At 58.9% G+C, this 19,170-nt stretch carries 16 protein-coding genes and 1 other RNA gene; 9 read left to right on the top strand and 8 right to left on the bottom strand.

Annotated elements, in window-relative coordinates; all coding sequences use genetic code 11:
* Positions 1-50 precede the first annotated feature (50 nt).
* Positions 51-1,067 (bottom strand): metallophosphoesterase, encoded by a 1,017-nt coding sequence (locus tag BZL43_RS22045; protein ID WP_095634254.1) that lies wholly within the window; start codon positions 1,065-1,067, stop codon positions 51-53.
* A 468-nt stretch (positions 1,068-1,535) separates the two neighbouring features.
* On the opposite strand from BZL43_RS22045, the gene ccoG reads away from it, so the two are divergent.
* From ccoG to BZL43_RS22090, 8 genes are all read left to right on the top strand, one after another.
* Entirely contained in the window at positions 1,536-2,951 is a 1,416-nt protein-coding gene (gene ccoG, locus BZL43_RS22055; RefSeq protein WP_095634255.1) for a cytochrome c oxidase accessory protein CcoG, read from the top strand.
* Between the two features lie 11 nt (positions 2,952-2,962).
* Complete coding sequence (locus BZL43_RS22060) at positions 2,963-3,502, top strand: FixH family protein (protein WP_095634256.1); 540 nt, start codon at positions 2,963-2,965, stop codon at positions 3,500-3,502.
* Positions 3,503-3,637: 135 nt separating this feature from the next.
* Positions 3,638-6,088, top strand: coding sequence for a heavy metal translocating P-type ATPase (locus BZL43_RS22065; protein ID WP_095634257.1), 2,451 nt, complete (start codon positions 3,638-3,640; stop codon positions 6,086-6,088).
* Between the two features lie 22 nt (positions 6,089-6,110).
* Complete coding sequence (gene ccoS / locus BZL43_RS22070; protein ID WP_095634258.1) at positions 6,111-6,329, top strand: cbb3-type cytochrome oxidase assembly protein CcoS; 219 nt, start codon at positions 6,111-6,113, stop codon at positions 6,327-6,329.
* Positions 6,322-7,005: a sulfite exporter TauE/SafE family protein gene (locus BZL43_RS22075; protein ID WP_007933361.1), complete on the top strand. Its 684-nt coding sequence runs from the start codon at positions 6,322-6,324 to the stop codon at positions 7,003-7,005. The genes ccoS and BZL43_RS22075 overlap by 8 nt, the downstream gene beginning before the upstream one ends.
* Before the next feature lie 239 nt (positions 7,006-7,244).
* The gene (gene hemN / locus BZL43_RS22080; protein WP_095634259.1) at positions 7,245-8,627 is read left to right on the top strand and encodes an oxygen-independent coproporphyrinogen III oxidase; all 1,383 of its coding nucleotides are present in this window, start codon (positions 7,245-7,247) and stop codon (positions 8,625-8,627) included.
* 93 nt (positions 8,628-8,720) lie between these two features.
* Complete coding sequence (gene fnr / locus BZL43_RS22085; RefSeq protein ID WP_095634260.1) at positions 8,721-9,455, top strand: fumarate/nitrate reduction transcriptional regulator Fnr; 735 nt, start codon at positions 8,721-8,723, stop codon at positions 9,453-9,455.
* Positions 9,456-9,534: 79 nt separating this feature from the next.
* Positions 9,535-10,083, top strand: coding sequence for an adenine phosphoribosyltransferase (locus BZL43_RS22090; RefSeq protein WP_095634261.1), 549 nt, complete (start codon positions 9,535-9,537; stop codon positions 10,081-10,083).
* A 132-nt stretch (positions 10,084-10,215) separates the two neighbouring features.
* Here BZL43_RS22090 and BZL43_RS22095 read toward each other — a convergent pair whose 3' ends face one another.
* The 6 genes from BZL43_RS22095 to BZL43_RS22120 all read right to left on the bottom strand — a co-directional run bounded on the left by BZL43_RS22095 (position 10,216) and on the right by BZL43_RS22120 (position 17,878).
* Positions 10,216-11,364, bottom strand: a complete 1,149-nt coding sequence (locus BZL43_RS22095; protein ID WP_095634262.1) for an acyl-CoA dehydrogenase family protein — start codon at positions 11,362-11,364, stop codon at positions 10,216-10,218.
* 196 nt (positions 11,365-11,560) lie between these two features.
* On the bottom strand, positions 11,561-12,163 hold the full coding sequence (recR, locus tag BZL43_RS22100) for a recombination mediator RecR (RefSeq protein ID WP_095634263.1): 603 nt from the start codon (positions 12,161-12,163) through the stop codon (positions 11,561-11,563).
* Positions 12,164-12,228: 65 nt separating this feature from the next.
* Positions 12,229-13,263 (bottom strand): NADP-dependent oxidoreductase, encoded by a 1,035-nt coding sequence (locus BZL43_RS22105; protein ID WP_095634264.1) that lies wholly within the window; start codon positions 13,261-13,263, stop codon positions 12,229-12,231.
* A 243-nt stretch (positions 13,264-13,506) separates the two neighbouring features.
* On the bottom strand, positions 13,507-13,845 hold the full coding sequence (locus tag BZL43_RS22110; RefSeq protein WP_007905413.1) for a YbaB/EbfC family nucleoid-associated protein: 339 nt from the start codon (positions 13,843-13,845) through the stop codon (positions 13,507-13,509).
* Positions 13,846-13,912: 67 nt separating this feature from the next.
* Entirely contained in the window at positions 13,913-16,006 is a 2,094-nt protein-coding gene (gene dnaX / locus BZL43_RS22115; RefSeq protein ID WP_095634265.1) for a DNA polymerase III subunit gamma/tau, read from the bottom strand.
* A 171-nt stretch (positions 16,007-16,177) separates the two neighbouring features.
* Positions 16,178-17,878: a bifunctional diguanylate cyclase/phosphodiesterase gene (locus BZL43_RS22120; RefSeq protein ID WP_095634266.1), complete on the bottom strand. Its 1,701-nt coding sequence runs from the start codon at positions 17,876-17,878 to the stop codon at positions 16,178-16,180.
* Positions 17,879-18,296: 418 nt separating this feature from the next.
* On the opposite strand from BZL43_RS22120, the gene BZL43_RS22125 reads away from it, so the two are divergent.
* Positions 18,297-18,611: a helix-turn-helix domain-containing protein gene (locus tag BZL43_RS22125; RefSeq protein WP_007933342.1), complete on the top strand. Its 315-nt coding sequence runs from the start codon at positions 18,297-18,299 to the stop codon at positions 18,609-18,611.
* Between the two features lie 182 nt (positions 18,612-18,793).
* Here the strand turns inward: BZL43_RS22125 and ffs are convergent.
* Positions 18,794-18,890, bottom strand: an RNA gene (gene ffs, locus BZL43_RS22130) — signal recognition particle sRNA small type.
* Positions 18,891-19,170 lie beyond the last annotated feature (280 nt).

The following is a 19,170-nucleotide window of genomic DNA, read 5'->3' on the forward strand; positions in this document are numbered from 1 at the left end:
CGGCCTCGTCATCTGACGGGGCCGTTTCGTTTCAGCCGCGATAAAACAGACTATCTAACCTGAACCGTCTGGATCTCCTTGCGGCTCGTCCAGTTGTTCTGGTTGACCTGAAACACCTTCAACGTTTTTCGATCCGCGGCAATATCAGCAATCAGGTAAGTCTGGCCGGATGCGCCACCGCTCAAGAATACCGGCACATCACCGAAGTACTCCTGCCTGTTCCATCCACTGTAGCGCCCAGGGTCGGTGTGCAAATGCCCGGCAAACACTGCCGTCACGTTGTAACGCTCGATCATCGCCTTGAACCGGGCAATCTGTTCGGCACTGCCCTTCCAATGATCCGGCTTGTGCATATTCAGAAGAATGATTTTTCCGCTCTCACGTGCCTGTTTCAGATTCTCTTCCAGCCAATCCAGAGATTCGAAAATGTGATAACCGGTGGGTGTTCCCCAATCCCAGGCGGTAAATGCGGCGGTATAGGTAGGTTCATTGTGTAATTGAACGATGTGCACATCCCCAAACACCTTGGAATAAGCCAGGCTACCGAAGACACCTTTTTTAATGGCGCCCTCACCCGACACTTGCATGTCCAGCATCGTCAATTTTCCAAAGTAACGATCCTTGAAATCAACAATACTGCCAGCCGCACAGTTATTCAGAAAACAATCATCGACATTGTTTTCATAGTCGTGATTTCCCAGGCCATAGTCATAAACACCGCCCAATTGCGCATCCAGTATCGAGCGGGTCATTGAGCGCTGGGAGCCATGGCCAAAAGCAGTCATGTCGCCGTTGATCATGACGGGAACGCGCCTCGGGTCAGCCGAATGATTGCGCCTGAAACTCGCGACATCGGCATATTGGGTTTCAATCAGCCATTTTGAACGCTGCTCTTTGGCCGACGTTGTTTCACTCCAACCATAGTCGGAACTTTCAGTCCAAGGGTATTGAGGATCGGAAGTAAACACCAAATACTCAGGCAGGTTATTGTCTGCCGAATGCACGCAGAACGTGATGATGCATAACAACACGCCCAACAGCGCATTGACGTTTTTATAAAGAAACATAGAATTCCATCTCTATTGAAGTTAGACACAAGACAAACTGTCTTGCTGCGCAAGTTATGACAACTTAAACGTTAAAACAATATCGATCGCTTCAATATAAATAGTTCATGTTTCTACGCGAACCATACTCCGGAATCGCGCCAATGAAAGCGATGCCCTGATGGCAGCGACTGCACGGGTCCACGGCCTTACGGTGGTCACCCGCAACACCGGCGATTTTCAATCCAGTGGGGGTTGCCCTGATCAATTCAGGGGATGAATGACTTCGCCGCCCTGCAAAACCATCCATAATTCACAAGTCAATTGATTCAAGTCATTACACCATCAATTGATTTCTCCCAACGCGACCAAAGGTCGCACCCGCTCACCGGCGCTACAGGCGTATCATTGCGCCATTGCGACACCTCTTTTTGACCGCGGTCGGCACGTACTGACCGAGGCATTTTTCCACTGCCGTGGGATGCAATGATGAGCAATCAGATTCCGGTACACGACGTCACACCGCCTGCCAAGAACGCGAACAACAGCGTCGACCTCTACGCCTCTCGAGAGAAGATTTACACCCGCGCCTTTACCGGCCTGTACCGCAATTTGCGGATGATTGGCGGTGCCGGGCTGTTTCTGTTGTATTTCGGCACCGTATGGCTGAACTGGGGCGGTCATCAGGCCGTCTGGTGGAACCTGCCGGAGCGTAAATTTTTCATTTTTGGCGCGACATTCTGGCCTCAGGATTTCATCCTGCTCTCGGGCATTCTGATCATCAGTGCCTTCGGCCTGTTTTTCATTACCGTCTATGCCGGTCGGGTCTGGTGTGGCTATACCTGCCCGCAAAGCGTCTGGACGTGGATCTTCATGTGGTGCGAAAAAGTCACCGAAGGCGACCGCAACCAGCGTATCAAGCTCGACAAGGCACCGATGAGTGCCAACAAATTCTTGCGCAAGTTCAGCAAGCACACGATGTGGCTGCTGATCGGCTTCGTGACCGGCATGACCTTTGTCGGTTACTTTTCGCCGATTCGCGAGCTGGTGATCGACTTCTTCACCGGACAGGCGGATGGTTGGTCGTATTTCTGGGTTGGCTTCTTCACCCTCGCCACCTACGGCAACGCTGGCTGGTTGCGCGAGCAGGTGTGCATTTACATGTGCCCGTACGCACGCTTCCAGAGCGTGATGTTCGACAAGGACACACTGATCGTTTCCTACGACCCGCGCCGTGGCGAAAGCCGTGGCCCGCGCAAGAAAGGCATCGACTACAAGGCTCAGGGCCTGGGCGACTGCATCGATTGCACCATGTGCGTCCAGGTCTGCCCCACCGGTATCGATATTCGTGACGGCCTGCAAATCGAATGCATCGGCTGCGCGGCGTGCATCGACGCCTGCGACAGCATCATGGACAAAATGGATTACCCGCGCGGCCTGATCAGCTACACCACCGAACACAACCTGTCCGGGCAAAAAACCCATAAACTGCGTCCACGCCTGATTGGTTATGCCACGGTGCTGCTGGCAATGATTGCCTTGCTGGTGACTGCATTTTTCATGCGCTCGCTGGTTGGCTTCGATGTCAGCAAAGACCGCGTGCTGTACCGCGAGAACGCTGAAGGCCGGATCGAAAACGTCTACAGCCTGAAGATCATGAACAAGGACCAGCACGACCATACCTATGTGCTGGAAGCTACCGGCCTGCCGGACCTCAAGCTGCAAGGCAAGCGTGAGATCAAAGTCGCCGCCGGGGAGATTTTCAGCCAGCCGGTGGAACTGTCCAGCGCACCGGAACAACTGCCGTCGAGCACCAACGAGGTGACATTCATCCTCAAGGATGCCGACGACGCCAACGTCCACGTTGAAGCCAAGAGCCGATTCATCGGCCCACAAATTCGTTGAGAGAAGTGATCATGCCCGCAGCAACTGCCGCAAGTCCCTGGTACAAGCACCTTTGGCCGTGGATCATCATCGCCATCCTGGCTTGCTCGGTGACTTTGACCCTATCGATGGTGACCATCGCAGTGAATAACCCGGACAACCTGGTCAACGACAACTATTACGAGGCCGGCAAGGGCATCAACCGCTCACTGGACCGTGAACTGCTGGCCCAGACCCTGCAACTGCGTGCCAGCGTACATCTGGATGAGGTGACCGGCGAAGTCGACCTGCGCTTGAGCGGCAACAGCCAGCCCAAAAACCTTGAGCTGAACCTGATTTCACCCACTCAGCCGGAGAAAGATCGCAAGATCACCCTGGCCCGCAGTGAAACCGAACAGGGCCGTTACATTGGCCAGTTGAGCGACAAGATCGAAGGTCGTCGCTTCGTCGAACTGCTGGGTGTACAGGATGACAAGATCTGGCGCATGTTCGAAGAGGAACAGGTCAGCCATGCCAAGGATCTGTTGCTGGGCGACGAGCCGCTGCAGGGCGCGGAAGACCTGAAAAAATAAGCCTTACCCTGATCGTTCCCACGCTCTGCGTGGGAACGCAGCCAGGGACGCTCTGCGTCCCAGCCGAAGCGGACGCGGAGCGTCCGGAGAGGCATTCCCACGCAGAGCGTGGGAACGATCATCGGAACACGCCTCATGACCAATCCAACCCCCTGCTACCACTGCGCCCTGCCCGTCCCGGCCGGCAGCCGCTTCACCGCCGCCGTACTGGGGGATACCCGCGAGTTCTGCTGCCCGGGTTGCCAGGCAGTGGCCGAGGCCATCGTGGCCGGTGGGCTGGAAAGCTATTACCAGCATCGCAGCGAAGCTTCGGCCAACCCCGAAGCCTTGCCGGTGCAGTTGGTCGACGAACTGGCGCTGTACGACCGCGCCGACGTACAGCAACCGTTTGTCCGCCATGAAGGCGAACTCGCCGAAACCACCCTGCTGATAGAAGGCATCAGTTGCGCCGCCTGCGGCTGGTTGATCGAAAAACACCTGCGCACCTTGCCAGCGGTGGCCGAAGCACGCCTGAACCTGTCCAATCATCGCCTGCATGTGCGCTGGGCCGACGCGCAATTGCCGCTGAGCCAAGTGCTCAGCGAATTACGCCATATCGGTTACGCCGCCCACCCCTATCAGGCCGACCGCGCCAGCGAACAACTGGCCAGCGAAAACCGCCTGGCCTTGCGTCAACTCGGCGTCGCCGGGCTGCTGTGGTTCCAGGCGATGATGGCAACCATGGCCACCTGGCCGGAATTCAACATCGACCTCAGCCCCGAACTGCACACCATCCTGCGCTGGGTCGCATTGTTCCTGACCACGCCGATTGTGTTCTACAGCTGTGCGCCGTTTTTCAAAGGGGCAATGCGCGATCTGCGCACCCGCCACCTGACCATGGACGTATCGGTATCTCTGGCGATTGGCAGCGCCTACATCGCCGGGATCTGGACCTCGATCACCGGGGTCGGCGAGCTGTATTTCGATGCGGTGGGGATGTTTGCACTGTTCCTGCTGGCCGGACGTTACCTGGAACGTCGTGCCCGGGAACGCACCGCCGCCGCGACCGCACAGCTGGTCAATCTGTTGCCCGCCTCCTGCCTGCGGCTGAGTGCCGACGGCCAGAGCCAGCGGATTCTACTCAGCGAACTGCGTGTCGGCGACCAGGTGCTGGTGCATCCCGGTGCGATTCTACCGGCCGATGGCAAGATCCTCGACGGTCAGTCGAGCATCGACGAATCCCTGCTTACCGGCGAATACCTGCCACAACCACGAATCCCCGGCGATGCCGTCACCGCGGGCACCTTGAACGTTGAAGGTGCGCTGAGCGTGGAAGTCCTGGCGCTGGGTCAGGACACGCGACTGTCGGCCATCGTCCGCTTGCTGGAGCGCGCCCAGGCCGAAAAGCCACGATTGGCGGAAATCGCCGATCGCGCCGCGCAATGGTTTCTGCTGTTGTCGCTTGTCGCAGTGGCCGCCATTGGCCTGCTGTGGTGGGAACTGGATTCTTCGCGAGCCTTCTGGATTGTCCTGGCGATGCTGGTTGCGACATGCCCGTGCGCGTTGTCGCTGGCCACGCCAACCGCCCTCACCGCCGCCACCGGCACGCTGCACAAGCTGGGTCTGTTGTTGACACGCGGCCATGTGCTGGAAGGCCTGAATCAGATCGACACGGTTATTTTCGACAAGACCGGCACCCTCACCGAAGGTCGCCTGGCCCTGCGATCGATCCGGCCACTTGGCGCCTTGCCCAGCGATCAATGCCTGAGTCTCGCCGCCGCTTTGGAAAACCGTTCCGAGCACCCGATTGCCCGTGCTTTTGGCCGCGCACCGCTGGCCGCCGAAGAAGTTCACAGCACACCAGGCCTGGGCCTTGAGGGGTTGGTCGGCACACAACGCTTGCGCATTGGTCAACCGGGCTTTGTCTGCGAACTCAGCGGCGTTCAAACGCCAGTAATGCCCGATGAGCCTGGCCAATGGTTGTTGCTCGGCGACAGCGAGGGGCCACTGGCGTGGTTCGTACTCGACGACCGGTTGCGCGCCGACGCGCCTGCTCTGTTGGCGGCCTGCAAGGCTCGCGGCTGGCGCACGCTGCTGCTGTCCGGCGACAGCTCGCCGATGGTCGCCAGCGTCGCGGCCGAATTGGACATCGACGAGGCCCGAGGCGGCTTGCGTCCGGACGATAAATTGCAGGTGCTGCAACAACTGCACAAGGAAGGCCGCAAGGTGTTGATGCTCGGTGACGGGGTCAACGACGTACCGGTGCTCGCCGCCGCCGACATCAGCGTGGCAATGGGTTCGGCCACCGATCTGGCGAAAACCAGTGCCGATGCGGTGCTGCTGTCGAACCGCCTCGACGCGCTGGTGCAAGCCTTTAGTCTGGCCCGTCGCACCCGCCGGGTCATCATCGAGAACTTGCTGTGGGCGGCGCTGTACAATGGCCTCATGTTGCCGTTCGCCGCCCTCGGCTGGATCACTCCGGTTTGGGCGGCGGTTGGCATGTCGATCAGTTCGTTGACCGTGGTATTGAACGCCTTGCGCCTGACTCGCCTGCCGAGTGCGCCAGCTGCCGGCACCACGCCAGAAACCCGCCCGCTGCCGGCCTGAGCCCCGCGGGCATGGAGTCCAGATGCCAGCTCTCTACGTGATGATCCCGGCCGCGCTGCTGATCGTGGCCATCGCTATCTATATCTTCTTCTGGGCAGTCGACAGCGGTCAGTACGACGATCTCGACGGCCCGGCCCACAGCATCCTGTTCGACGATCAGGACCCGAACCACAAGGCAGCGGTCGACGAGGCAAGCAGCCATCCGGCCAAACCGGACGACAAGGCGCCGCCCCATGCTTGAGTTGGCGCCCCTGTTGGTGTCTGCGCTGATCCTCGGCTTGCTCGGCGGCGGGCATTGCCTGGGCATGTGCGGCGGCTTGATGGGCGCGTTGACCCTGGCGATCCCCAAGGAACAACGCAGCCGACGCTTTCGACTATTGCTGGCCTACAACCTGGGGCGCATTCTCAGCTACGCCGCCGCCGGCCTGCTGATCGGCCTGGCCGGTTGGGCCGTGGCCAATAGCCCGGCGGCGATGTTCATGCGTATCCTCGCCGGGTTGCTGCTGATCGCCATGGGCCTGTACCTGGCTGGCTGGTGGAGCGGCCTGACCCGTATCGAAAGCCTGGGTCGCGGCCTGTGGCGGCATATCCAGCCAGTGGCCAACACGCTCTTACCTGTGTCGAACCTGCCCCGCGCCTTGCTGCTGGGCGCATTGTGGGGCTGGCTGCCATGCGGGCTGGTTTACAGCACATTGCTGTGGTCGGCCAGCCAGGGCAATGCGCTGGACAGTGCGTTGCTGATGCTGGCGTTCGGGCTGGGCACCTGGCCGGTGCTGCTCGCCACAGGGCTTGCGGCCGAGCGCGTCACGGCGTTGCTACGCAAACGCAGCGTCCGCATGACCGGTGGCTTGCTGGTAATGGTGTTCGGCATCTGGACCTTGCCGGGGCCGCATCAGCATTGGCTGATGGGGCATTAGACCAGTGGCGAGGGGGCTTGCCCCCGTTGGGTTGCGAAGCGACCCCCAAACACTGCACCGCACCTTTTTAGAACGACCGTGTCCGCCGACTCTACGACTGCTTCGCAGCCGAACGGGGGCAAGCCCCCTCGCCACAAAGCTATCGCTGTCGCCAATCACTGTTGATGCAAATCAAGATGCCGTTGCGCATTTCTCCCTAGACTCGCCGACACTGCCAGCCTATCCGGGGGAATGCCCGCATGCTCGACACTATTCGTTGGGACACAGATCTGATCCGCCGTTATGACCTGGCGGGACCGCGCTATACCTCGTACCCGACCGCCGTGCAATTCGACAGCCAGGTCGGCACCTTCGACCTGTTTCATGCCCTGCGCGACAGCCGTAAAGCCCTGCGGCCGCTGTCGCTGTACGTGCACGTGCCGTTCTGCGCGAATATTTGCTACTACTGCGCCTGCAACAAAGTCATCACCAAGGACCGCGGCCGTGCCCTGCCCTATTTGCAGCGCCTGGAACAGGAAATACAGCTGATTGCCTGCCACCTCGACCCGACGCAAAAAGTCGAGCAACTGCATTTCGGCGGTGGCACCCCCACTTTTCTCAGCCACGACGAACTGCGCCAGTTGATGGCTCAGCTGCGCAAGCATTTCAATTTGCTGGACGACGATTCAGGCGACTACGGCATTGAAATCGATCCTCGCGAAGCTGATTGGTCGACCATGGGCCTGCTCCGGGAACTGGGTTTCAACCGCGTCAGCATTGGCGTTCAAGACCTCGATCCGGCGGTACAACGGGCAGTCAATCGCCTGCAAAGCCTGGAAGAAACCCGAGCGGTGATCGACGCGGCCCGGACCCTGCAATTTCGCTCGATCAATATCGATCTGATCTATGGCCTGCCGAAACAGACGCCCGACAACTTCGCTCGCACCGTCGATGAAGTCATCAGCCTGCAACCGGATCGGCTTTCGGTGTTCAACTACGCTCATCTGCCGGAACGCTTCATGCCGCAACGACGGATCAATGGCAACGATCTGCCGGCACCGGCCCAGAAGCTGGAAATGCTCCAGCGCACCATCGAACAACTGACGGCCGCCGGTTATCGCTACATCGGCATGGACCATTTCGCTCTGCCCGACGATGAGCTGGCAATTGCTCAGGAAGATTCCACCCTGCAACGTAACTTTCAGGGCTACACCACCCACGGCCATTGCGACTTGATCGGCCTGGGGGTATCTGCCATCAGCCAGATTGGCGACCTGTATTGCCAGAACAGCAGCGACTTGAACCAATATCAAAGCGCTTTGGCATCCGCGCAACTGGCTACCAGCCGAGGCCTGATATGCAACGCTGACGACCGCTTGCGCAGAGCCGTGATTCAGCAGTTGATTTGCCATTTCAGTCTGGAATTCTCGAATATCGAGCAACACTTCAATATCGATTTTCGCGGTTATTTCGCCGACCTTTGGCCGCAGCTGCTGAATATGGCCGAGGATGGGCTGATCGAGCTGGATAACGAGCGGATCACCGTACTCCCCGCTGGCCGGCTGCTGGTGCGTTCGGTGTGCATGGTTTTCGATGCGTATCTGCAACACACCAATCGTCAACGCTTTTCACGAGTGATCTAAGGCCTTGCGGTTAAATTGTCGCAGGCTGGCCCGAATGTCCTCCCGTGAGTTACCCTTACGGCTTATGTGTGTTTTCCCACAAGGATTAAAGAAATGTCCGAGCCAGTAAAACTGCGCGCCCATAACCAGGCTCATTGCAAGGATTGCAGCCTGGCCCCGCTCTGCCTGCCACTTTCTTTGAATCTGGAAGACATGGATGCGTTGGACGAAATCGTTAAACGGGGTCGACCGCTGAAAAAAGGCGAGTTCCTCTTTCGCCAAGGCGAGACGTTCGATTCCGTTTATGCAGTACGCTCCGGCGCCCTGAAGACTTTCAGCCTGAGCGATGGCGGCGAAGAGCAGCTCACTGGCTTCCATTTACCAAGTGAATTGGTCGGTCTGTCGGGCATGGACACTGAAAAGCACCCGGTCTCGGCGCAAGCCCTGGAAACCACTTCGGTGTGCGAAATTCCTTTCGATCGCCTCGACGAACTGGCCTTGCAACTGCCCCAACTGCGCCGTCAGTTGATGCGGGTGATGAGCCGCGAGATTCGCGACGATCAGCAAATGATGTTGCTGCTGTCCAAGAAAACCGCCGATGAGCGCATTGCCACCTTCCTGGTCAACCTGTCGGCCCGTTTCCGCGCCCGGGGCTTTTCAGCCAACCAGTTTCGGTTGAGCATGTCGCGCAACGAAATCGGCAATTACCTGGGACTGGCGGTGGAAACCGTGTCGCGGGTGTTCACCCGCTTCCAGCAAAACGAACTCATCGCTGCCGAAGGCAAGGAAATACATATCCTCGACCCGATTCAGCTCTGCGCCCTGGCCGGCGGCTCGCTCGACGGCTGATGCTGGCGATGGCGGCTGAGCGAAACGGTTCAGCCGCCGTTATACTGCGACGTTTGCAGCCTGCCAGGACACTTCGACGATGGTCTTCGACTCCTTCGACATCAAATCCCTGATCCGCCCCGTGATCGACTTCCCCAAGCAGGGCGTGATCTTTCGCGATATCACTCCGTTGTTCCAGTCACCCACGGCCCTGCGCCTGGTGATGGACAGCTTCGCCCATCGTTACGTCGAAGCCGACTTCACCCACATCGGCGCCATGGATGCACGTGGCTTCCTGATCGGTTCAATCCTGGCCTATCAATTGAATAAACCGCTGGTGCTGTTCCGCAAGCAGGGCAAACTCCCGGCCGAGGTATTGGCCGAGGGGTATCAGACCGAGTACGGCGAAGCCTTTCTCGAAGTTCACGCCGACAGCCTGTGTGAGGGTGACTCGGTGGTGATGTTCGATGACCTGATCGCTACCGGTGGCACGCTGATCGCGGCGGCGAACCTGATTCGGCGCATGGGCGCGCGGGTGCATGAAGCGGCGGCAATCATTGACTTGCCGGAGCTGGGTGGCTCGCAGCGGCTGGAAGACATGGGGATTCCGACGTTTTGCCTGACGCAGTTTGCCCTTACCGATAAATAAGCAGCGCCTGTACTAACGCATCGCGGGCAAGCCCGCTCCCACAGTGTTTTTGTCGTATAGAAGATTTTTATTTAACGACCATCCCTGTGGGAGCGGGCTTGCCCGCGATGGCGTCAGCCGCAACACCGCAGATTAGAGCCCCATCTGCTTGCTGATGATCTCGTTCATCACTTCCCGCGTTCCCCCACCAATCGACAAAATCCGATTATCGCGATACAGCCGTTCCACCAGACTGTCACGCATGTAACCCAGGCCACCCAGAATCTGCACGGCGTCGTTGGTAATGCGATCAGCCGTGTCGGTGGCAAAATTCTTGGCCATGGAAATCTCCTTGATCACGCTCTGCCCCGCGGCGATTTTCGCTGCCTGACGGTAAGTGAACTCCCGCGACACCTCCAGCGCCGTGGCCATTTCCGCGAGGCGGTGCTTGAGCACCTGGAACTTGCCGATGGGTTTGCCGAAGGCTTCACGCTGGCGAGCCCATTTCAGGCTTTCCTCCAGCGCCAACTGCGCAGTCATGTTGGCCATCAGTGCCAGGGCCAGACGTTCGCTCTGAAAGTTACCCATGATGCAGGCGAAGCCCATGTTCTCGGCACCGATCAGATGCTCCAGCGGCACCCGGCAATCATCAAAAAACAGTTCGGCGGTGTCCGACGCCCACCAGCCCATTTTCTTCAACTGACGACCGACGGTGAAACCGGGTGTGCCCTTCTCGATCAACAACACACTGATGCCGCCAAAACCCGGCTCGCCGGTGCGCACCGCGACGGTATAGAAATCTGCACGAACGCCGCTGGTAATGAAGGTTTTACTGCCGCTGACTCGATAAAAGTCGCCGTCCCGCACGGCGCGGGTTTGCAGATTGGCGACGTCGGAGCCGCCGCTGGGTTCGGTGACAGCCAGGGCGCTGATCTTCTCGCCCGCCAGCACCTGAGGCACAACGCGATCGCGGACTTCGGGCCTGGCCCACTTGAGGATGGGCGGCAGACCAATGTCCAGCGAGCCCAGCCCTGCGACCAGACCACCGGAACCGCAGCGCATCAGCTCTTCACTGGCAGCGATCTTGGCGAACATATCGCCTTCGTGACTGCCGCCCAAGGCTTCGGGATAACCGATGCCTAGAATCCCCGCCGCGCCAGCCTTCAGGTAGAGTTCGCGAGGAAAGCTTTCAGCTTCTTCCCACTGGTCGATGTCGGGAAGAATTTCACGCTCGACGAAACGTCTGACGCTGTCGCGGACCAATTGATGGCTGGGGTCGAAGTATTCCTGAAAGGCAGGCATCGGCGAGCTCCACTGAAGGTTCAGCAAAGCTAACCGAGCGCTTGCTTGGTTTTCAATAGCGTTGTGTGAACCAGATGGACCGAGGCGCATTCTTCGCGGGCAAGCCTCGCTCCTACGGTTTTGCGTCGTGCGAATATTCGCGAACAACCGATATCCGTAGGAGCGAGGCTTGCCCGCGAAGGGGCCTGCTCAGACGCTACAAGGTAATCGGCTTACGCCCGGCAAACGAATGCGCCAGTGTCCCGCCATCGACCAACTCCAGCTCGCCACCCAATGGCACGCCATGGGCGATGCGCGAGGCGATCAAGCCTTTGTTGCTGAGCAACTGGGCAATGTAATGCGCTGTCGCCTCACCTTCCACGGTCGGGTTGGTCGCCAGAATGACTTCAGTGAACGTGCCCGCCTCTTCGATCCGCGTCATCAATTGTGGAATGCCGATGGCGTCAGGCCCTAATCCGTCGAGCGGCGACAGATGGCCCTTGAGCACGAAGTAACGACCGCGAAAACCGGTCTGCTCCACCGCATAAACATCCATCGGACCTTCCACCACGCACAGCAAGGTGTCGTCACGGCGTGGATCCGCGCATTGCGGGCACAGATCGTCTTCAGTCAGCGTGCGGCACAAGCGGCAGTGGCCCACTCCTTCCATGGCCTGGCTCAGCGCCTGGGCCAGTCGCGAACCGCCGCTGCGATCACGCTCAAGCAGTTGCAACGCCATGCGCTGGGCAGTTTTCTGACCCACACCCGGCAAAATTCGCAGGGCATCGATCAGTTGGCGAATCAAAGGGCTGAAGCTCATGGGGAAAAGTCCGACATAACAACGAGACGCGGTTTATACCCGCGCCTCGAATGACCGTCAATTATTCAGTCTTGCGCAACCCGCACCACCAGTTTGCCAAAGTTGCGCCCCTCCAGCAGACCGATGAATGCCCGGGGCGCGTTCTCCAGGCCATCGACCATGTCCTCACGGAATTTGACCTTGCCATCACGCACCCACGGCGCCATGGCGCTGATAAATTCCGGCTGACGGTCACCGTAGTCGTCAAACACTATGAAGCCCTGAATCCGTACCCGTTTGGTCAGCAGTGTGCGCTGCAATTGTGGCAGTCGATCCGGCCCACTCGGTGGTTCATGGGCGTTGTAGGACGCAATCAGACCACAAAGAGGAATCCGCGCCTTGGGATTGAGCAGCGGCAGCACCGCATCGAATACCTTGCCACCAACGTTTTCAAAGTAGATATCAACACCTTTGAAGCAGGCCGATGCCAACTCCTGGGCGAAGTCCGGACGCTTGTGATCGATGCAGGCATCGAAGCCCAGCTCCTCGACCACATAACGGCATTTATCCGCGCCACCCGCCACACCCACCACTCGCAGGCCTTTGATCTTTGCCACTTGGCCAACCACCGACCCCACGGCGCCGGATGCAGCCGCCACCACCAGAGTTTCGCCTTCCTTGGGCTGGCCGATGTCCATCAACCCCATGTAGGCGGTCATACCGGGCATGCCCAGCACACCCAGGGCCATCGATGGACTCTGCAGCCCGGACGGGATCGGAATGATGTTGCGCCCGTCACTGATGCTATGGCTCTGCCACCCCGTGACGCCGACTACCAGATCACCCTCATGGAATTTGGGATGCAGCGAACGTTCGACACGACTGACAGCGCCACCGGTCATCACTTCGTCGATTTCTACTGGCGCCGCGTAGGATGGCGCGTCACTCATACGACCACGCATGTAAGGATCCAGCGACAGATAAAGCGTCTTGAGCAGCACTTGACCGTCAACCAGGTCTGGCAGCGCTACCCGTTCCAGGCGGAAATTCTCCGGTGTCGGCGCGCCCACCGGGCGAGACACCAGAACGATACGCTGGTTGAGGGTCAATGCTTGCGGCATGTGAACGTCTCCTTTGATCGATGAATTTCGGCTGTATAGGGAGCAGACCTTTGTGGCGCTGTCGGGTTCGAAGTTTCGTCAGTTGTACCGAGGTGACTTCATCGCGGACAGCCACGCCCCCGCAGGTTCAGGTGATTTCTGTGGGAGCGGGCTTGCCCGCGAAGGCTTCCATCAGACGGAAACAAAAATGCCAGGCGCGATGCCTGGCATTTTTTTGTAACCCGTGCGACGCGCGCAGGCGAATCAGAATGGCAGTTTCATACCCGGTGGCAATTGCATGCCAGCGGTCACGCCAGACATTTTGTCCTGGCTGTTGGCTTCGATCTTGCGCACGGCATCGTTGACGGCTGCGGCGAATACCGCTTCCAGCATTTCCTTGTCGTCTTCGCTCAGGCCTTCGACCAGGCTTGGGTCGATGGTAACGCGCTTGACGTCATGACGACCGGTCATCACCACGGTGACCATGTCGCCACCGGCTTTACCGGTGACTTCGGCGTTGGCCAGCTCTTCCTGCATCTTGGCCATTTTTTCCTGCATTTGCTGCGCCTGCTTCATCAGGCCGGCCATGCCACCTTTCATCATGGGAATCACCTCAAAAGTACTTGGATAAAAACAGCGCCCGGCGAGTGTGGCCAGGCGCCTTCAGTTATTAGCCCTGACTGACCAGAGCCTCGACAGGTTCAATAGTATCCTGACGGACCACCGCCCCGAACTGCTGCATCATTTGCTGGATGAACGGATCCCCATGGATCGATTCTTCAGCCTCACGCTGACGGTTGGCACGACGACGGGACGAGGCCTGAGCCGGGGTTTCCTGCTCGGGCTTGATCAGCTCCATGCTCAGGGTCAACGTGCGCCCATGAAACTGGTTCAATGCATCGTTGAGGCGACGTTGTTGTGTTGCGTTGAACAAGGCGCTGTGGGCCGGGTCCAGGTGCAACAACCAATGGTCGCCATCGACGGCGATCAGCGTGCAGTTGGCGGCGATGCTGGCGGTCATGCCGGATACCGGCAGTTTCGGGAATATCTCCAGCCATTGCAGGGCAACACCGGTGGCCGGCATCGCGGCCGGTTCTGGCTCGGGCTCCGGCGCAGGTTCGGCGGCATGCTCACTGGCCAGTTCGTCGAGATAGCTATAGGCCGAATCCATGTCCGGCTCGATGTAATCTTCGTCCAGCGGCGGCTCGTCGTCCTGATCCATGCCCGGTGTCGCGGCATCGACCTGAGAAACGGACGGCTCCGGGATGGGCGCAGCGGCCCATTCTGGCGCGTCCGGCACCACACTGTCCGGGGTCGGCATGGGCATCGGTGGCAATTCGGGTTGCTCGCCAGCCGTTTCCAGCACCGGCTCGACGGCGGGCTGCTGGGCAACTTCGGGCTCTACCGGGTCGTTCCACGGCAGATCGACGACCTCTTCGGCCGCTACGGCTTCGATAACAGGCTCAGGCTCGGGCTCAGGCGAAATCATGGGTGCGACCGGCTCAGGCGCAGCTACCGGGACAGGGGCTGGTGCAACCACAGGCGCAACCGGAGGCGGTGTAACGGCCGCAGCGACTACCGGCGCAACAACCGGCGCGGCAGCCACTGAGTTTGCGGAATCAACTGTGGCCTGGCTGATCCCCACTGTCTTTAGCGGTTGCCTCGGTGCGTCCGCGGTGTCTGCCGGCCGGAACGCCAGCATGCGCAGCAGGACCATTTCGAAGCCACCGCGCGGGTCCGGCGCCAGCGGCAAATCCCGCCGACCGATCAGGCCCATCTGGTAATAGAACTGCACATCTTCGGCCGGCAGCGCCTGGGCCAGCGCCAGCACCCGATCACGGTCACCATGGCCGTTGTCGACGCCTTCAGGCAGTGCCTGGGCGATGGCGACACGGTGCAGCACATTGAGAATTTCCGAGAGCACGCCGTTCCAGTCCGGGCCTTGTTCGGCCAGATGGCGCACGGCTTCGAGCAATGCCTTGGCGTCACCTTCGATCAGCGCATGCAAAACGTCGTAGACCTGACCGTGATCGAGAGTACCGAGCATGGCGCGCACGTCGGCGGCCATGACCTTGCCTTCACCGAAAGCGATGGCCTGATCGGTCAGGCTCATGGCGTCGCGCATCGAACCGTCGGCGGCGCGGCCCAGCAACCACAGTGCGTCGTCTTCGAACGGTACGTTCTCGACGCTCAGCACGTGGGTCAAATGCTCGACTACCCGCTCCGGCGTCATATTCTTCAGGGAGAACTGCAGGCACCGAGAAAGAATCGTTGCCGGAAGTTTCTGCGGGTCGGTGGTGGCCAGGATGAACTTGACGTAGGGCGGCGGCTCTTCAAGGGTTTTCAACAGCGCATTGAAGGAATGGCTGGAGAGCATGTGCACTTCGTCGATCAGGTAAACCTTGAAGCGCCCGCGGCTTGGCGCGTACTGCACGTTGTCGAGCAGCTCACGGGTGTCTTCGACCTTGGTCCGGCTCGCGGCGTCGATCTCGATCAGATCGACGAAACGGCCTTCATCGATTTCGCGGCACACCGAGCACTCGCCGCAGGGGGTCGAAGTGATACCTGTTTCACAGTTCAGGCATTTGGCGATGATCCGCGCGATGGTGGTCTTGCCGACCCCGCGGGTACCGGTAAACAGGTAGGCGTGGTGCAGCCGCTGGCTGTCCAAGGCATTGATCAGAGCCTTGAGCACATGGGTCTGGCCGACCATTTCGCCGAACGAGCGCGGACGCCATTTACGTGCAAGAACCTGATAACTCATCGAAAACCGTCGCAACGAAGGAACAGAAGCGGCTAATGCTAGCGGAGCAAGGCCAAAATTGCATCCGATGCGCTCGTCTATTCTGGCCAAGCTGCACTTTAAGGGGCTTTTATGAGTTGCTGAAAATGAAAATTCCGGCAGATCGACGACATTATGCGGCTCTATACCGGCTCAAGCTGTCTGCTCGAGTGCCTGCCATTGCGAGGGGGCGATAAACCCCGCCACCCAGGCCGGCACCTCCGCGGGCGGCATCGGGCGACTGATGAAGTACCCTTGAGCGACCTCGCATCCCAGCCGCAACAGCAATTCACCGTGCTCGACGCTTTCCAGGCCCTCGGCGATCACCTGCCGACCGAACGCCCGGGCCAGGCCAATTACCGCAGTGGTCAGGGCCAGGTCGTCATGATCAATCAGAATGTCACGCACGAATGATTTATCGATCTTGATGGTTTGGGTGCGTAAACGCTTGAGGTAACTCAAGGACGAGTAACCCGTGCCGAAGTCACCCAGGGAAAAATGCACTCCCAACGCCTGACAGGCCTGCAAACAGGCACTGACATGCTGGATATTCTCGATCGCCACCGACTCGACGATTTCCAGATCGAGCATTTGCGGGGCGACCTGGGCATGTCGAGCGAGTACCTGCCTGAGCCGTTCGACGAAATCGGCGCGCTGAAAATGTCGCGCCGCGATATTGATACTGACCGGCCAGCCCTGCCCCAGTTGCTGCCAACGGTGCAATTGCGCCAGAACCTGATCCATCACCCACTCACCGATATCGATGATCAGGTCGGTGTCTTCCACCAACGGCAAAAACTCCCGAGGTGGCACTATGCCGTTTTGTGGATGCTGCCAACGCAACAACGCCTCGAACCCCACGACCACGCCACGGCGCATGTTCACCTTGGGCTGAAAATGCAGGCGTAGTTCACCGGCCAGCAGCGCCTGACGCACCCGCTCGACAGTCTGGTGAGTGGCCTTGACCTCCTGATCCCGCGAAACATCGAACAGATGAAAGCGGTTTCGCCCGCGCTGCTTGGCCACATACATCGCCTGATCAGCGTGGCGCAGCAGGGTTTCGGCATCTTCGTTGTCATGGGGAAACAGGGTAGCGCCGACACTGGCGAACACATTGATGCCTTTGCCATGCAGCATGTAAGGCGCCGAAATCGCCCCCAACACGCGATTCAGCGCCGCGCGCAATTCCGGCAGGTCACGCACATAACGCAACACCAGCACGAACTCGTCCCCGGCCAGTCGCGCCACGACATCTTCGCCGCGCACAATGTTGCGCAAACGCTTGGCCACTTCCACCAGCAACATATCGCCACTGGCGTGACCGTAACCGTCGTTGACCGCCTTGAACCCATCGAGGTCAAGCATGCACACCGCCAACGGAATGTTTTCTTGCCGGGAGAATTCCAGCGCCTGATCCAGCAAATCCGACAGGAATGCGCGGTTGGGCAGCCCGGTCAGCACGTCATGGCCGACCCGCCATTGCAGAGATTGCAGCAGTTGGCGTTTTTCACTGATATCGAAACGAATCGACAGGTATCGATGAACACGCCCGGTGGCATCATCAAGCACCGGCACCATGGTGCTGTCGACCCAATACAGGCTGCCATCCTTGGCGCGATTACAGATCTCGCCCTTCCAGATATTGCCCAGGGCGATGGTGCCCCACATGGCGGCGAAAAAATCGGCGGAGTGCAAGCCGGAGTTCAGCAAGCGATGGTTCTGCCCCAGCAGTTCTTCGCGGCTGTAGCCGGACACAGCGCAGAATTGATCGTTGACGTAGGTAATCCGGCCGTTGAGATCGGTCTCGGAAAAAATCGCGGCGGCATCCACAGCCCTGCGGTATTTCTCATCCATGAGTCAGGCTCACTGTCGCTAGCGGTGGTACCGCTCGACCAGCGCAAGATGCCCGGAAGAGGTGTTTTGAGACGTACTGCGCAGAGACACGTTATCACTCCATGAACAACATTTGACGGCCCTCCGGCCTCCCCGAAGTTCAACTAGGCTCAAAGGCCTCGGGCAAGGTTGCAACACCGACTCTGGTAACATTTTCGCGAGGATTCAGACCGTCAGCGACCTGCGCGCAAACCCGGCAAGGAACGTAATGCCGGCTGTTTCATATCGCCTAAACTTCAGAGAGCAGATCACCAAAAAACCTTTCGAAGCGGCGATTCTACGAAATGCATCACATTTTGCAAAGCAAGGTGATGGATCATGCGGTTGCCTAATGCAAAAATCTATCGTTAAGTTCTTGATTCTAAATGGGAATTGAGCGATGCAAATTTCAAGTTTGGGTCCAGCCATCCGACGCTACCGCAAGGTCGCAGGGCTTACTCAGGCTGAACTCGGCGAAAAAACCGGTTTTGACCCCAAAACCATCAGCCGCTTCGAAACTGGCACCTATACCCCCAGCGTGGAAGCACTGTTCCTGCTTGCCGACGTGCTGGGCGTGAAGCTGAAAGCCTTTTTCGCAGATCTGGGCGACGAAGATGAACAGCGGGCGTACCTGTTCAGCGTCATACACAAAGCCACCCCGAAGGATCTGGGAAAGCTGATCGCAGCGGTTGACCAGGCCTTGTCCAAGCCTTGATGCCAGTAAATGAAAAAGGAGGCCGATCTGTCTAACGCGACAGATCGGCCTCCTTTTTTATATTCGGCGCTTTAATTCGGAAACGATAAAACACCGCCCGGGATGAACACCTTGGCAGGGAAATAGCCGAATTATCTGGATAGAAAACACGAAAGAGGGTTCGTGCTGCGTTATGGAGGCAACCCCACCAGCCACACCCCGGCACACAATGTTCCCGCTGTGGCTGCTTCCTTCCGGATCTGACCAGGTTCACGGGTAATCGTTGCGGGGGGACCGATGGGGTCACCATAACGACGCTCACCTGACGGCGAGCCGCGCCATTGTACCTATCTGAGACGAAGTTACAACCGTTCGCGAAGATTAAAAAACATGAGCTGCTTCAAGGACATGCGCTGGCCTTTAAAGATCGCGACCTGTAGCAGCTGCCGGAGGCTGCGTTCGGCGGCGAAGCCGTCGTGAAATCAGGCAGCCCGGTTTCAGATAAGCCGCGAACACCGGGTTTACGACTGCTGCGCAGCCGAACGCAGGCTGCGCCAGCTGCTACAAGGCTGCGACCTTT

This window comes from Pseudomonas sp. PICF141, assembly GCF_002286815.1.
In the GTDB taxonomy this organism is placed as follows: Bacteria; Pseudomonadota; Gammaproteobacteria; order Pseudomonadales; family Pseudomonadaceae; genus Aquipseudomonas.

What these genes read in the sequence shown, in the direction of transcription:
- BZL43_RS22045 (WP_095634254.1), bottom strand. Translation starts at nt 1,067, where the DNA reads ATGTTTCTTTATAAAAACGTCAATGCGCTGTTGGGCGTGTTGTTATGC.
- ccoG (WP_095634255.1), top strand. Translation starts at nt 1,536, where the DNA reads ATGAGCAATCAGATTCCGGTACACGACGTCACACCGCCTGCCAAGAAC.
- BZL43_RS22060 (WP_095634256.1), top strand. Translation starts at nt 2,963, where the DNA reads ATGCCCGCAGCAACTGCCGCAAGTCCCTGGTACAAGCACCTTTGGCCG.
- BZL43_RS22065 (WP_095634257.1), top strand. Translation starts at nt 3,638, where the DNA reads ATGACCAATCCAACCCCCTGCTACCACTGCGCCCTGCCCGTCCCGGCC.
- ccoS (WP_095634258.1), top strand. Translation starts at nt 6,111, where the DNA reads ATGCCAGCTCTCTACGTGATGATCCCGGCCGCGCTGCTGATCGTGGCC.
- BZL43_RS22075 (WP_007933361.1), top strand. Translation starts at nt 6,322, where the DNA reads ATGCTTGAGTTGGCGCCCCTGTTGGTGTCTGCGCTGATCCTCGGCTTG.
- hemN (WP_095634259.1), top strand. Translation starts at nt 7,245, where the DNA reads ATGCTCGACACTATTCGTTGGGACACAGATCTGATCCGCCGTTATGAC.
- fnr (WP_095634260.1), top strand. Translation starts at nt 8,721, where the DNA reads ATGTCCGAGCCAGTAAAACTGCGCGCCCATAACCAGGCTCATTGCAAG.
- BZL43_RS22090 (WP_095634261.1), top strand. Translation starts at nt 9,535, where the DNA reads ATGGTCTTCGACTCCTTCGACATCAAATCCCTGATCCGCCCCGTGATC.
- BZL43_RS22095 (WP_095634262.1), bottom strand. Translation starts at nt 11,364, where the DNA reads ATGCCTGCCTTTCAGGAATACTTCGACCCCAGCCATCAATTGGTCCGC.
- recR (WP_095634263.1), bottom strand. Translation starts at nt 12,163, where the DNA reads ATGAGCTTCAGCCCTTTGATTCGCCAACTGATCGATGCCCTGCGAATT.
- BZL43_RS22105 (WP_095634264.1), bottom strand. Translation starts at nt 13,263, where the DNA reads ATGCCGCAAGCATTGACCCTCAACCAGCGTATCGTTCTGGTGTCTCGC.
- BZL43_RS22110 (WP_007905413.1), bottom strand. Translation starts at nt 13,845, where the DNA reads ATGATGAAAGGTGGCATGGCCGGCCTGATGAAGCAGGCGCAGCAAATG.
- dnaX (WP_095634265.1), bottom strand. Translation starts at nt 16,006, where the DNA reads ATGAGTTATCAGGTTCTTGCACGTAAATGGCGTCCGCGCTCGTTCGGC.
- BZL43_RS22120 (WP_095634266.1), bottom strand. Translation starts at nt 17,878, where the DNA reads ATGGATGAGAAATACCGCAGGGCTGTGGATGCCGCCGCGATTTTTTCC.
- BZL43_RS22125 (WP_007933342.1), top strand. Translation starts at nt 18,297, where the DNA reads ATGCAAATTTCAAGTTTGGGTCCAGCCATCCGACGCTACCGCAAGGTC.